A 13,986-nucleotide genomic window follows, 5' to 3' on the forward strand; every position below is an offset into this window, starting at 1 on the left:
ACGGGCGCACCGGCGGTGTCCCCACCGGCGGCGCCCCCACAGGCACACCGGCAGTGGCCCCGGCCGCCTCCCCGTTCCCGCCGGCGCCGGGCGCCGCGCCGCTGCCGCCGACACCCGGCACGGCGGTCGCCTACCCGCCCCCGGCGGGCACCGGCGCACCCGTCGGCCCCCACCCCGCCCCGGGTGCCGCCGTCCCCGGCACCACCGGGCCCGCGGTTCCGGCCGGAGGCACCTTCGGCGGCCCCGCCGGCGCACCCGTACCGCCTACGGGCGCACCCGTACCGCCGGCCGGCGGGCCCCGGCAGCCCGGCCCGGCCCGTCCGGCACCGGCCGCCGCCCACGACGCCGTGCTCTGTGTCAACGCCCCTGCGATGGCCTCCTCCGGACCGGACGGCCAGCTCCGCGGCCACGGCCTGCACGGCTTCTTCCACACCGGGGTGCGCACGGTCGCCAGGATGGAGGTCCGGCTCGGCGGCATCGAGCCGATGCCGCTCCAGGGCACCCTCACCTCGGCCGCTGCCGCCCGGTTCGTCGGTGCCATCCGGATCCCCGGCGACCCTGACCCGGATCCGGCGCTCACCGTCGAGCGGCTCCGCCACGCCGACGGCGTGGAGACCGTCACCGTCCGCAACACCGGCGCCCGCCCCGCCCGGCTCCCGCTGGAGATCGCGCTCGGCACCGACCTCGGCCTGCTCACCGACATCGCCGCCGGCCGCCGCTCCGCCGACCTCCCGGCCCAGGTGCAGTCCTCCGGTCTGCGCTGGGCCGGACACGGCCGGAGTGCCACCGTCAGCGCCCAGCCCTCCCCGCACGCCGTGCTGGCCGGCGCCGGCGTGCTGCGCTGGGACTTGGAGGTCCAGCCCGGATCCCGCTGGTCGGTGGAGCTGCGCGCCGACTCCGAGACCCAAGCCGTCGCCGGCCGGCCCCCCACCGGCCGCGGACCGGGCGTCCCGCTGCCCTGGGCCGAGCCCGAGGTCCGCTGCGACGACACCCGCGCCGAGCGGCTGCTGACCCGATCGCTCGACACCCTCGGCGGGCTGCTGCTCGCCGACGCCGACCGCCCCACCGACCTGTACGCCGCCTCCGGCGCGCCCTGGCGCTTCGGCCTCACCACCGCCGACGCGCTCTGGGCCGCCCGGCTCACCCTGCCGCTGGGCACCCGGCTCGCCGCCGGCACCCTGCGGGCCCTCGCCCGCCGCCAGCAGACCGGCGGCGCACCGGCGATCACCGGACCGGGCGGATCCGGCGAGCCCTCCTCGTCGGGCACCGCCGCCGCCCCCGGCGCGAACGCCCCGGCCGCCGCCCCCGGCACCCGGATCGACGGCCTGATCCCCGGCCCGCTGCGCCACGGCGGGCCGGAGCTGCCGCCCTCCTGCACTGCCACCGAGGCCACCCTCCTCTTCGTCACCGTGCTGGCCGAGGCCTGGCGGTGGGGCCTGCCCCGGGCGGAGGTGGCCGAGCTGCTCCCCGCCGCCGAGCGGGCGCTGGCCGCCCTCCGCACCGCCGTCGCGGACGGAACGGACGGTCCCGAGGGGTTCGTCACCGACCTGAGCCGGACGGCCGCCGACCGCGCGGCCCGGCCGGCCCCCGCCCGGGTCGAGGTCCAGGCCCAGGCCCACCGGGCCGCGCTGCACGGCGCCGACCTGCTGGAGGCGTTCGGCCGGCCCGGCGCCGAGGAGTGGCGCGCCTGGGCGGCCCGGCTGCGCGAGCGCTTCCGCGACCGTTTCTGGATCGACGACCTGTCGGGCGGCCGTCCGGCGGCGGCCCTGCTGACGGAGGACCGGCCCGTCCCGGCCGTGGCCTCCACCCTGGTCCACCTCCTCGACCTCGGCCTGGCCGCCGAGGGCGGGCTGCACGAGGGCCTGCTGGACCGCGAGCAGACCCGCCTGCTCGCCCAGCGGTTCGCCAACCCCGAGCTGGACTGCGGCTGGGGCCTGCGGACGCTCAGCGCCAAGTCCGCCCGGTTCAACCCGCTGGGCCACCGCAGCGGGGCGGTCCGGGTGCACGAGACCGTCCTAGCGGTCTCCGGGCTCTCCGAGGCCGGCTTCGAACGGGAGGCCGGCGCCCTGCTGGAGGGCCTGCTCGACGCCAGCGCCCACGTCGACGGCCGACTGCCCGAGATGTACGCGGGGGAGCAGAGGGTCAGCGGCTGCCCGCCCGTCCCGCACCCGGCCGCCTGCGGCCCGGCGGCGGTGTCGGCGGCAGCCGGCGTCCACCTGGTCCTCGCCCTGGCCGGGGTCCGGCCGGACGTCCCGGCCGGCCGCGTGGTGGTCCGCCCGGCCAGCACCGCGCCCCTGGGCGAGCTGGAGCTGACCGGGCTCCGGGTGGCGGGGGAGCCGTTCTCCGTCCGGGTGAGCCGGATCGGCGTCGCGGTCGTCGAGGAGGCGCCCGCCGACCTGCAGCTGGGCGCGGGCTAGCCGCGCGGTCCGGGCGGTTCGGCTTGCTCCCGTGCGGATGACGGCCCGGCGCGGCCCGGGTCCGCCCGCAGCCGCGCGTGCCGTCCGGGCTCCCGGGGCGTCGCCCGGTGCGCTCCTGGTGGCCCGCTGGTGCCCCGCTCGCGGGAGCCCCGGCGGCTCGCCCGGGCATCTGCCGCGACCCTGTCATTATCGTCAGAAAGACGACTATGATCGTCGCCATGTCGCGTTATGACCCGTCGGCCTTCCCCCCGTTCGCAGTCACGGTCGACCTGGTGGTGCTGACGGTGCGGGATCACGCGCTGTGTGCCCTGCTGGTGAAGCGGGGTGAGGCACCCTTCCAGGGCTACTGGGCGCTGCCCGGAGGCTTCGTGCGCCCGGACGAGGGCCTGGCCGAGGCCGCCTCCCGCGAGCTCGCCGAGGAGACCGGCCTGCGCGCCCACTCCGCCGGCCAGGCGGCGGCCGGCGCGCACCTGGAGCAGCTCGCGACCTACGGCCACCCGCAGCGCGACCCCCGGATGCGGGTGGTCAGCGTGGCATACCTGGTGCTCGCCCCGGACCTGCCGACCCCGCGTCCCGGCGGTGACGCCAGCAGCGCGCGCTGGGCACCGGTGGGCGACCTGCTCGGCGGCTCGCCCGCCGACGGCGTCCCGCTCGCCTTCGACCACGGCCAGATCCTCGCCGACGGCGTGGAACGTGCCCGCTCGAAGATCGAGTACTCCTCGCTGGCCACCGCCTTCTGCCCGCCCGAGTTCACCGTGGGCGAGCTGCGCCGGGTCTACGAGGCGGTCTGGGGCGTCGCCCTCGACCCGCGGAATTTCCACCGCAAGGTCACCGGCACCCCCGGCTTCCTGCTGCCCTCGGGCGGTACGACGACCCGTCAGGGCGGACGTCCGGCCCAGCTCTTCACGGCGGGCGGCGCGACCGTCCTCAACCCGCCGATGCTGCGCCCGGAGTCCTGAGCGCGGCCGCCTCCCCACCTGGGCCGAGCCCCGGCCGAGCCCGTCGCGGGCCCGCAGGTATCTGACGCATAGTCATATCGTCGGCGCGGCAAGGCTCCTGCTCGCCGCCAACGGCATCCGGAGGGCGCCGGTCGCCTGATCGGGTGAGCTGCGTGGCCCCACCGATCGTGGCGCTTCCGGAATGCCCGAATTCTCCTCGGCCGCGTCCTAGTGTGCTGGCGTCGGCGGAGGACGGGAGCAGGCAGCGATGATCCAGATCACCGGACTGACCAAGGTCTACCGGACGGGGCGCCCCCCGGCGCTGCTGGACCTGACCTTCGACGCCCGCCCGGGCATGGTCACGGTCCTGCTGGGCGCCGAGGGCGCCGGCAAGACCACCGCCCTGCGCCTGATGGTGGAACTCGAACGCGGCCTCGGGGTCACCCTGTTCGGTGGTCGGACGTACCGCCGGATCCGCCACCCCGAGCGCGAGGTCGGCGTTCTGCTCGCCGGCGGCCGGCCCGGCAGCGGCCACCCGGGGCTACGGGCCCGCAGCCACCTGCGGATGCTCGCCGGGGCCGTCGGGGTCCCCGCCCGGCGCGCCGACGAACTCCTGGAACAGACCCGGCTCGCCTCGGTGGGAGACCAGCGTCTGCGCGCCTTCTCCCCGGGCATGCACCGCCGGCTGGCCCTGGCCGCCGCCCTGCTCGGCGATCCCGGAGCCCTCCTGCTGGACGCCCCGACCGAGGGCCTCACCCCGCGCAACGCCGAGTGGTTCCACTCCTTCCTGCGCTCCTTCGCGGTGGCCGGCGGCACGGTCCTGACCACCACCCGCAGCCCGCAGGAGGCCGCCGCCCTGGCCGACCGGGTGGTCACCCTGGACCAGGGCCGGCTGCTGACCGACCAGCCGGTGGCCGACTTCCGGCGCGCCCGGCTGCACCCCGAGGTGGCGGTCCGCGGCCCCCAGATGGCCCGGCTGGCCGACCTGCTGATCGGGCAGGGCGCCCAGGTCCGCCGGAGCGGCGGCGCCGGACTCGCGGTGAGCGGGCTCGGCCGTACCGAGATCGGCGAACTCGCCTACCGGCACGGGATCCTGCTGCACGAACTGGCCGACCGGGTGGTCGAGCGGCCGCTCCCGCACCCGGCGCTCCCCACCGGGTCCGGACGTTCGGGCCAGGTCCGGCCGCCCCGCGTCACCCGCTCCCGGACGCCCGGCGGCTCGCGTCCCCTCGGGGCCGCCGCCGGCAGCGGCGCGGCGGCGTCCTCCCCCGACCCGGAAGCGATCGCCGAGCCGTCGCTCACCGCCGAGGCCCGGATCCTGCACGCCGCCGCGGACGGTCCCGTCGAGACCGGCAGCCGGCCCGGCCCGGTCGCCGTGACCACCGCCGCCGACACGGTCGCCACCGCCCTGCTCGCCCGCGTGGTCAAGCCCGCCGAGGCCGAGGGCCGGCCCGCCGAGACGTCCGCCCGGACGTCCTCCCAGGTACCCGACCAGGCGGCCGCCCGCCCGGGGGGAGCGACCGCCCTCGGCGCCGCGCCCGCCCCGTCCGCCCCGTCCGCCCTGTCCGCCCCGTCCGCCTCGTCCGCCTCGTCCTGCCCCGCGCCCGTCACCGGTGCAGACCGTCCCGCCCTCCCCGAGCGGCGCGGACGCCACGCGCGTCCCGGCGACCCCGACCAGCCGGCCGGCCTTCAGCCCCCGACCCAACTCCAGGCCAACGCCCAGCCGGAGCCCGAGCCCGAGCCCGAGCCGGAGCCCGAGGTCCAAGCCCAACCCCACCCCGAGCCCCGCCCCGAGGGGCGTCCCGCCGGTGGGCCCGAGATGCGGAGTGAGTGACCGTGCGCGTTCTGGCATACGAGGCCCGCCGCCTGGGCGGCCTCCGTTCGACCTGGCTGATCCTCGCCGCGGTGCTGATCTGCGACGCGGCGGTGGCCGCCGTACTGGCGCGCCAGGTGCCGGCCGGCGTGCTGTCCTCCTCGGCGGCGGTCCGCTGCGTCACCGCGGTGGTGCCGCTGCTGCCGCTCCCGATCGCCGCGCTCGGCGCGGGGGCGCTGGGAGCGCTGTCGTACGGGCACGAGGTGCGCCACCCCGGGCTGTCGGCCTCGCAGGTGTCGCTGGCTCGCCGGGTGGGGCTGGTGGCCGGGAAGGCCGTGGTGGTCGGCTTGGTGTCCGCCGCGCTGGCGCTGCTGGGCCTGCTGGTGAACCTGCTGGTGGTCGGGGTCGCGCTGGCGCCCTCGGTGGACGCGGCGGTGCTGTTCGACCCGGCCGTCCTGCGCTCCGGGCTGGTGGACGGCGGCCTGCTGGACGGCGGCCAGGTGGGTCCGCTCGGCCGGGCGGCCGCGGCCTTCGTCCTGCTGGTGGCGGCGGGCGGTTCGGCGGGCGTGCTGGCCGCCTCGCTGTTCCGCAGTGCCTCCGCCGGCCTGCTGCTGCTCTGCGCCCTGCCCGCCCTGGTGGAGCCGGCGGTGAGCCTGCTGCTGCGCCGCTCCGGGCAGGACTGGCCGTCCTGGGTGCGGGAGGTGATGCCGTTCCAGTACGGCCTCGACTGGGTGCCCGGCGGCCCCGCGGCGTCCCAAGTGCCGGGGCAGGCCGTACCGGTGCTGCTCCCGGTCCTGCTGGCGGCGCCGCTGGTGCTGCTGGCCCTGGCCGCACTCGTGGCGCAGCTCCGCCGACGGTCGCTCTGAGGCCTCTCCGGCCCCCCGGCCTGTACCGCCCGTACACGGCAGAATGCCCGGACCCCCGTCCTGACGTCCGGTCAGGTCGCCTCTCCTGCAACCTCTGACCTGATGTGACCGGTATGGTCGCTTCCACCTGATAAGAAGTCAATTATCCGGTCACGGTCGATCACCCTTTCGTGTGCTTTTCACGAGAATCCTCAAGGCGTGCGCGCCGATCGCCGACAAAGGAGCTGTGAGTACCCTTGCGCACCCCGCCATGACCACCGCCCGCCCCGCCGACGTGATCCCCGCCGGTGAGCTTGACCGCTTCCCGTACGCCGACCGGCCGACCCCGCCCGCCCCCCGCTGGGAGGGCGCCGAGGCCGAGCTGTCCAGGGTCGGCCGCAAGACCACCAGCAGCCGCGGCCGCGGCCTGCACGGCCAGCTGGTCCAGCAGCTCGGCCAGATGATCGTCTCCGGCGACCTCGGCGCCGACCGCCCCCTGGTTCCCGAGGAGATCGGCCAGCGGTTCGAGGTCTCCCGCACCGTGGTCCGCGAGTCGCTGCGCGTGCTGGAGGCCAAGGGCCTGGTCAGTGCCCGGCCGAACGTCGGCACCCGGGTCCGCCCGGTCGGCGACTGGAACCTGCTCGACCCCGACATCATCGAGTGGCGCGCCTTCGGTCCGCAGCGCGACGAGCAGCGCCGCGAGCTGTTCGAGCTGCGCTGGGCCATCGAGCCGCTGGCCGCCCGGCTGGCCGCCGGGCACGGCCGGGAGGACGTTCAGCAGCGGCTGGTCGAGCTGACCGAGGTGATGGGCCACGCCGCCGCCCAGGGCGACCTGGCCAGCTACGGGCGGGCGGACGTCGAGCTGCACGGCCTGGTGCTGCAGATGGCCGGCAACCGGATGCTGGAGCACCTGTCCGGGATCGTCTCCTGCGCCCTGCAGGTGTCCGGCGGCCCCTCGGCCACCTGCGAGCGCCCCTCCGACACGGCGATCTCCCTGCACGCCCGCCTGGTCGACGCGCTCGGCACCGGTGATGGCACCGCCGCCGAGGCGGCCGTGCGCGCGCTGCTCACCGTCCACCCGGACGTGGAGCACGCCGTCCCCGGTCCCCGCGAGCACTGAGCCGGCGGCCCCGGTGGACCGGCGACCACGGGCGGCCCCGGGCCCCGAGCCCTCGGGATGCCCGCGGACCGGACCTCCACGGACCGGATCCCCGCGGACCGGATCCCCGCGGACCGGACCCTCGCGGACGGGATCCCCGCGGACCGGACCCTCGCGGACCCCGTCGCCCCCTCGGCCCGCCGCCCCGCGCGGCCGGGGGGCGGGTCCGCCGAGGACCGCCGATGCGCTGTTCAGGGATGTGTGACGGACGTCGCCGGGCGATGTGACCGGCGCCACGAACGGCATGCGTAACACTTGAGGGGCGGCAGCGATGTGTACGGAGCGGAAGCAGCTCCGGAATACCACCACCATGACAAAATGCTGTGTTGGTCTGCGGCGCTGCTGCCGTCCTGCAAACCCAGACACCGTGAGCCCTCGGGCGGCCGGGTAGGGGTTCGAGTTCACTCATCGTCCGAGAGGTTGTTCGTGTCGGCCAGCACATCCCGTTCGCTTCCCCCCGAGATCGCCGAGTCCGCGGCTCTGCTCGCGCTCATCGAGCGGGGCAAGGCCCAGGGGCAGATCGCCGGTGACGACGTGCGCCAGGCGTTCGAGGCGGACCAGATCCCGGTCACCAAGTGGAAGAACGTCATGCGCAGCCTCAACCAGGTGCTGATTGAGGAAGGGGTGGACCTCATGGTCAGCGCTGCTGAACCCGCGGGGTCCAAGCGCAAGAGCGTCGCGGCCAAGAGCCCCGCCAAGCGCACCGCTGCGAAGACGGTCACCACCCGTACCCCCGCCGCGCCCACCAAGCCCCCGGTGCGGATCGCCCCTGCGGCGACCCCGGCGCCGGTGGCCGTCCCGGCCACCGTGACCAGCTCCGAGGTCACGGTCGTCGAGACGATCGAGACCGTCGAGGCCAAGGCGGTCGCCAAGAAGGCCGCGGCCCCCGCCAAGAAGACGGTGGCCAAGAAGGCCGCCGCCCCCGCCAAGAAGACCGCCGCCAAGAAGACCGCCGCCAAGGCCGGCGGCAAGGGCGACGAGGAGCTCGGCGGCGAGGAGGAGCTGCTCGAGGACGCGGCGCTCCCGGGCGACAAGCCCGAGGGCGAGCCGGAGGAGGAGTCGGAGGGCTTCGTCCTCTCCGACGACGACGAGGACGACGCGCCTGCCCAGCAGGTCGCCGTCGCCGGTGCCACCGCCGACCCGGTCAAGGACTACCTCAAGCAGATCGGCAAGGTCCCGCTGCTCAACGCCGAGCAGGAGGTCGAGCTCGCCAAGCGCATCGAGGCCGGCCTGTTCGCCGAGGACAAGCTCTCGGCCGCCGACAAGCTCGCCCCCAAGCTCAAGCGCGAGCTGGAGATCATCGCCGAGGACGGCCGCCGCGCCAAGAACCACCTGCTGGAGGCCAACCTCCGCCTGGTGGTCTCGCTGGCCAAGCGCTACACCGGTCGCGGCATGCTCTTCCTGGACCTGATCCAGGAGGGCAACCTCGGTCTGATCCGTGCGGTCGAGAAGTTCGACTACACCAAGGGCTACAAGTTCTCGACCTACGCGACCTGGTGGATCCGCCAGGCGATCACCCGCGCGATGGCCGACCAGGCCCGCACCATCCGTATCCCGGTGCACATGGTCGAGGTCATCAACAAGCTGGCCCGCGTCCAGCGCCAGATGCTCCAGGACCTGGGCCGCGAGCCCACCCCGGAGGAGCTGGCCAAGGAGCTCGACATGACCCCGGAGAAGGTCATCGAGGTCCAGAAGTACGGTCGCGAGCCCATCTCGCTGCACACCCCGCTCGGCGAGGACGGCGACAGCGAGTTCGGTGACCTGATCGAGGACTCCGAGGCGGTCGTCCCGGCCGACGCGGTCTCCTTCACCCTGCTCCAGGAGCAGCTGCACTCGGTGCTGGACACCCTGTCCGAGCGCGAGGCGGGCGTGGTCTCCATGCGCTTCGGCCTGACCGACGGCCAGCCGAAGACCCTGGACGAGATCGGCAAGGTCTACGGCGTGACGCGTGAGCGTATCCGCCAGATCGAGTCGAAGACCATGTCCAAGCTGCGCCACCCGTCGCGTTCCCAGGTGCTGCGCGACTACCTGGACTGATCCCGTCCGTCCCGTGAAGGGCCCGGAGCCTCGGCTCCGGGCCCTTCCGGCGTCCGGCGGCACCGTGACGCGGACGCCCCGGGCCGGTCGCCCGTCCGGGTGGCGGCGCGGCGGTTCGGCGACACGACGGGTGACCGGCTGCCTACGCTGTGTCGGTTGCCCGTTGCCGCCGAACCACTCTGGAGACCACCGGTGCCGCCCATCCCGGACACGCTCTCGGCCCTGCTCCGCCACCGGGCGGTCGCGCTGCTCGCGCTGGCCGCACTGCCCTCCCCGCTGATCGCGCTGAGCGCGGCCGCGCCCGCCGAGGCCCAGCGCCGGATCGTCGGCGGATCGAACGTGAGTACCCGTGACCATCCGTGGATGGTGGCGCTGGGCAGCCGCCAGCAGTTCGGCAGCGCCCGCTCCGGGCAGTTCTGCGGCGGGGCGCTGGTGAGCGCGACCAAGGTGGTGACGGCCGCGCACTGCTTCTACGACGAGCACACCGGTCGCCGGGTGGACCGTCCGGGCCTGCGGGCGATCGCCGACCGGGACGACCTGCGCGGCCGGGAGGGCAAGGAGGTCACCGTCCGGGACGTGTGGATCGACCCCGCGTACAGCTTCCGCCTCAACAGCCGCGATGTGGCGGTGCTCACGCTTGCGGAGCCGCTGGCCGGGCGGACGGTGATCGAGATGCCTGCGCCGGGGGAGACCGGGCCGTACCAGCCGGGCACGCCGGCCACGGTGTTCGGCTGGGGGGACACCCGCGGGGACGGCAGCTACTCGCCCACCCTCCGGTCGGTGGAGCTGCCGATCATCGAGGACGGGGTGTGTGCGCACGCCTACCCGGGCGGGCGGGAGAGTCCGTTCGACGCGCGGACGATGGTGTGCGCGGCGGCGGAGAAGGGCGGCCGGGACGCGTGCCAGGGCGACAGCGGCGGGCCGCTGGTGGTGGAGGGCCGGCTGGTCGGCCTGGTCTCCTGGGGCACCGGCTGCGCGGAGGCCGTCCACCCGGGGGTCTACACCCGGATGTCGGCCGTCGCCGCGTCGGTACGCTCCGCACTCTGACGGTCACTCAGCGCGCTGCTGCGGAGAGTTGACCGGCGGTCACCGCCCGTACCCGGCGGAGAAAAGGCCGGGGCCGGGCGGCCGACCCTGGGGTCGACCACCCGGCCCGTGGCCTGGAGCACGATCCGGCCCGCGGGGAGCGGGCCGTGAGATCAGCGCTCGTCGTCGGTGGCCGAGGCGGGAGTCGCCGTGAGGCGCCCGCTCTCGTCCTGTATTTCGACGGCGAGCTTCTTGAGCTCGGGCTCGAACTTCCGTCCGTGGTGGGCACAGAAGAGCAGTTCACCGCCGCTGGCGAGGACGACGCGCAGGTAGGCCTGGGCGCCGCAACGGTCGCAGCGGTCTGCCGCGGTGAGCGGGCTCGCAGGGGTCAGAACAGTAGTCACGTCGCCTCTTCTCTAGCTCGACGAGCTGTGTACCAGGATCAACATCCAACCAGGTCGAATTCGTTCCCGCTCGTGGCTTTTCTCTCTGAGGATTCTGCTTGTTGATGAGGACGTGCCCCAGGGCCCGGCGGTTCATGCCTGCCGGATCCGAGGACCCGTCGTGGACCTCGAACGGCCCTTCGAGCCGGTGTCCGAGGTCCGCGTAGCATAAGCCTCTACCGGGCAGCTGCAGAAGCCCCTCCAGGGGTCCCGGTAACCTGCATCACAGCAGCTCGGCCGCCCTTCGCCGACAGTACGGTCCGCCAGAACCCGTGGTGTCGGCCGGAGATGGCACCCTGGAGCCCCCGCATCCGGCGAAGGACGTGTTCGCGCAGCGCGTACACGTCGCGCGGGCCCGGAAAGGCGGCGTCTCAGTTGCTGAGAGCATGCGGGGTGTCCGTCAACGTCATGGAGGAGTGCAGAGCGTGAGTGGAGAATCGACCGTCCCGTCCTCTCTGGTGACCGGCGAGGACGGTTCCAACTACACCGCGCGGCACCTGCTCGTCCTGGAGGGCCTGGAGGCCGTCCGCAAGCGCCCCGGTATGTACATCGGCTCCACCGACAGCCGTGGCCTGATGCACTGCCTCTGGGAGATCATCGACAACTCGGTGGACGAGGCGCTGGGCGGGTACTGCGACAAGATCGAGGTCTTCCTGCACCCGGACGGCTCGGTGGAGGTCCGCGACAACGGCCGCGGCATCCCGGTGGACGTGGAACCCAAGACCGGTCTGTCCGGCGTCGAGGTCGTGATGACCAAGCTGCACGCCGGCGGCAAGTTCGGCGGCGGCTCCTACGCCGCGTCCGGCGGCCTGCACGGCGTCGGCGCCTCGGTGGTCAACGCCCTCTCCGCCCGGCTGGACGTCGAGGTGGACCGCAGCGGCCACACCCACGCCATCAGCTTCCGGCGCGGCACCCCCGGCCGGTTCGCCGACCTCGGCGCGGACGCCGCCTTCGAGCCCGCCGGCGGCATGACCCGCAAGGGCAAGGCCCCGCGCGGCCGCACCGGCACCCGGATCCGCTACTGGGCCGACCGGCAGATCTTCCTCAAGGACGCCAAGCTCTCCCTGGAGCTGCTGCACAACCGCGCCCGGCAGACCGCCTTCCTCGTCCCCGGACTCACCATCGTCGTCCGTGACGAGCGGCTGACCGAGAGCGACAAGCCCCAGCAGGAGACCTTCCGGTTCGACGGCGGCATCGGCGAGTTCTGCGAGTTCCTCGCCCCCGACAAGCCGATCTGCGACGTGCTGCGGCTCCAGGGCGAGGGCAACTTCAAGGAGACCGTCCCGGTCCTCGACGAGCTCGGCCACATGACCCCGACCGAGGTCACCCGGCACCTCGGCGTGGACATCGCGCTGCGCTGGGGCGCCGGTTACGACAGCACCACCCGCTCCTTCGTCAACATCATCGCCACCCCCAAGGGCGGCACCCACGTCACCGGCTTCGAACGCTCGCTGGCCAAGACCGTCAACGAGGTGCTGCGCGCCGCCAAGCTGCTGCGCGTCGCCGAGGACGACGTCACCAAGGACGACGCCCTGGAGGGCCTCACCGCGGTGGTCACCGTCCGGCTCGCCGAGCCGCAGTTCGAGGGCCAGACCAAGGAGGTGCTCGGCACCTCGGCCGCCAACCGGATCGTCGCCGCCGTGGTCGCCAAGGAGCTCAAGGCCTTCCTGACCTCCGCCAAGAAGGACGAGAAGGTCCAGGCCCGGGCCGTCCTGGAGAAGGTCGTCGCCGCCGCCCGCACCCGGGTCGCCGCCCGCCAGCACAAGGAGGCCCAGCGCCGGAAGACCGCGCTGGAGACCAGCTCGCTGCCGGCCAAGCTCGCCGACTGCCGCAGCGACGACGTCGACCGCAGCGAACTGTTCATCGTCGAGGGAGACTCCGCGCTCGGCACCGCCAAGCTCGCCCGCAACTCCGAGTTCCAGGCGCTGCTGCCGATCCGTGGCAAGATCCTCAACGTCCAGAAGGCGTCCGTGAGCGACATGCTCAAGAACGCCGAGTGCGCCTCGATCATCCAGGTCATAGGAGCCGGCTCGGGCCGCACCTTCGACATCGACCAGGCCCGCTACGGCAAGGTCATCTTCATGGCCGACGCCGACGTCGACGGCTCGCACATCCGCTGCCTGCTGCTCACCCTGTTCCAGCGGTACATGCGGCCGATGGTCGAGCAGGGCCGGGTCTTCGCCGCCGTGCCGCCGCTGCACCGGATCGAGCTCACCAACCCCAAGCGCGGCCAGGAAAAGTACCACTACACCTACTCCGACTCCGAACTGCGGCGCACGCTGCTGGAGTTCCAGGGCAAGGGGCTGCGCTGGAAGGACCCGATCCAGCGCTACAAGGGCCTCGGTGAGATGGACGCCGACCAGCTGGCCGAGACCACCATGGACCCGCGCCACCGGATCCTGCGCCGGATCAACCTCGGCGATCTGGAGGCGGCCGAGAAGACCTTCGACCTGCTGATGGGCAACGACGTGGCGCCCCGCCGCGAGTTCATCGTCGACTCGGCGGCCACGCTGGACCGTTCGCGCATCGACGCCTGACGGCCGCACGTCCCGAAGGGGCCCTCCACCGCGCGGTGGCGGGCCCCTTCGGCGTCCAGGATCCGGGCGGAGCGCGGGATCTGACGTGCGCTCACCACATCGGGTGAACGTATCTGCAAGGGCTGTCGGCCGAGGGTCCGGTGGTCCCATCCTGGTGGCCGAGTACGACCGGAAGCATTCCTTCCGGCACGAGTCCGACCGTGGAGCAGCCGTGGCACAGCAGGAGACCTTCGACTGGTGGGCGGTGCCGCCGACGCCCTCCGCCCGGCGCGCCGCCGTCGCGGGCCGGGGGCGGCACCGGCGCGCCCGGCCGTCCGCCGTGGCGCGTCCGGTGGGCGCGGTGGGTCCGGCCCGGCCGGTGGGCGCGGCCGCGCGGCAGGTAGCGGTGGGCCCGGCCGACCCCGCGGTCCCGTCCGCGCAGGCCGCGCAGGCCGCCGAGGTGTACCGGGCGGTGCAGCAGAGCCCCGCCTTCCAGGACATCCGGCGCTCCTACCGGGGCTTCGTGCTGCCCGCCACCGCGGTGTTCCTCGGCTGGTACCTCTGCTACCTCGCCGCCCAGGCGCTCGCCCCCGGGCTGATGCGCCGCCCGGTGGCCGGCCCGCTGAACGTGGCCTGGCTGCTCGGCCTGCTGCAGTTCGCCTCCACCTTCCTGCTCACCTGGCTGTACGCCCGGCACGCCCGGACCACCCGCGACCGGGCCGCCCTGGACCTGCGCTGGGACACCCAGGACCGGCTCCGGTGACCGGGCCGGACACCGCCGGGCCGGACACC

10 protein-coding genes are annotated in these 13,986 nt (G+C 74.5%); 9 read left to right on the forward strand and 1 reads right to left on the reverse strand.

Annotation, left to right across the window (positions count from 1 at the left end; translation table 11 throughout):
• Positions 1 to 371: 371 nt before the first annotated feature.
• The 7 genes from ABWK59_RS23425 to ABWK59_RS23455 all read left to right on the forward strand — a co-directional run bounded on the left by ABWK59_RS23425 (position 372) and on the right by ABWK59_RS23455 (position 10,256).
• On the forward strand, positions 372 to 2,417 hold the full coding sequence (locus ABWK59_RS23425; protein WP_420492944.1) for a glycogen debranching N-terminal domain-containing protein: 2,046 nt from the start codon (positions 372 to 374) through the stop codon (positions 2,415 to 2,417).
• A 218-nt stretch (positions 2,418 to 2,635) separates the two neighbouring features.
• Positions 2,636 to 3,376: an NUDIX hydrolase gene (locus tag ABWK59_RS23430; RefSeq protein ID WP_420492838.1), complete on the forward strand. Its 741-nt coding sequence runs from the start codon at positions 2,636 to 2,638 to the stop codon at positions 3,374 to 3,376.
• Positions 3,377 to 3,623: 247 nt separating this feature from the next.
• A complete protein-coding gene (locus ABWK59_RS23435) occupies positions 3,624 to 5,189 on the forward strand; it encodes an ABC transporter ATP-binding protein (RefSeq protein WP_354642568.1) in 1,566 nt (521 codons plus the stop codon).
• A 2-nt stretch (positions 5,190 to 5,191) separates the two neighbouring features.
• Complete coding sequence (locus tag ABWK59_RS23440) at positions 5,192 to 6,034, forward strand: hypothetical protein (RefSeq protein ID WP_354642569.1); 843 nt, start codon at positions 5,192 to 5,194, stop codon at positions 6,032 to 6,034.
• 226 nt (positions 6,035 to 6,260) lie between these two features.
• Positions 6,261 to 7,133, forward strand: coding sequence for a FadR/GntR family transcriptional regulator (locus ABWK59_RS23445; protein ID WP_354642570.1), 873 nt, complete (start codon positions 6,261 to 6,263; stop codon positions 7,131 to 7,133).
• Positions 7,134 to 7,592: 459 nt separating this feature from the next.
• Positions 7,593 to 9,209, forward strand: a complete 1,617-nt coding sequence (locus ABWK59_RS23450) for an RNA polymerase sigma factor (protein WP_354642571.1) — start codon at positions 7,593 to 7,595, stop codon at positions 9,207 to 9,209.
• 201 nt (positions 9,210 to 9,410) lie between these two features.
• Positions 9,411 to 10,256: a S1 family peptidase gene (locus ABWK59_RS23455; protein WP_354645081.1), complete on the forward strand. Its 846-nt coding sequence runs from the start codon at positions 9,411 to 9,413 to the stop codon at positions 10,254 to 10,256.
• A 152-nt stretch (positions 10,257 to 10,408) separates the two neighbouring features.
• On the opposite strand, the gene ABWK59_RS23460 is transcribed toward ABWK59_RS23455, so the two are convergent.
• Entirely contained in the window at positions 10,409 to 10,639 is a 231-nt protein-coding gene (locus tag ABWK59_RS23460; protein WP_354642572.1) for a DUF7455 domain-containing protein, read from the reverse strand.
• 425 nt (positions 10,640 to 11,064) lie between these two features.
• Between ABWK59_RS23460 and ABWK59_RS23465 the strand changes: the two genes are divergently transcribed.
• Entirely contained in the window at positions 11,065 to 13,215 is a 2,151-nt protein-coding gene (locus ABWK59_RS23465) for a DNA gyrase/topoisomerase IV subunit B (protein WP_420492839.1), read from the forward strand.
• A 211-nt stretch (positions 13,216 to 13,426) separates the two neighbouring features.
• Positions 13,427 to 13,957 carry a DUF485 domain-containing protein gene (locus ABWK59_RS23470; RefSeq protein ID WP_420492840.1) on the forward strand — a complete coding sequence of 177 codons (531 nt, stop codon included), beginning with the start codon at positions 13,427 to 13,429 and terminating at the stop codon, positions 13,955 to 13,957.
• Positions 13,958 to 13,986 lie beyond the last annotated feature (29 nt).

The sequence above is a fragment of the Kitasatospora sp. HUAS MG31 genome (genome assembly GCF_040571325.1).
Taxonomy (GTDB): domain Bacteria; phylum Actinomycetota; class Actinomycetes; order Streptomycetales; family Streptomycetaceae; genus Kitasatospora; species Kitasatospora camelliae.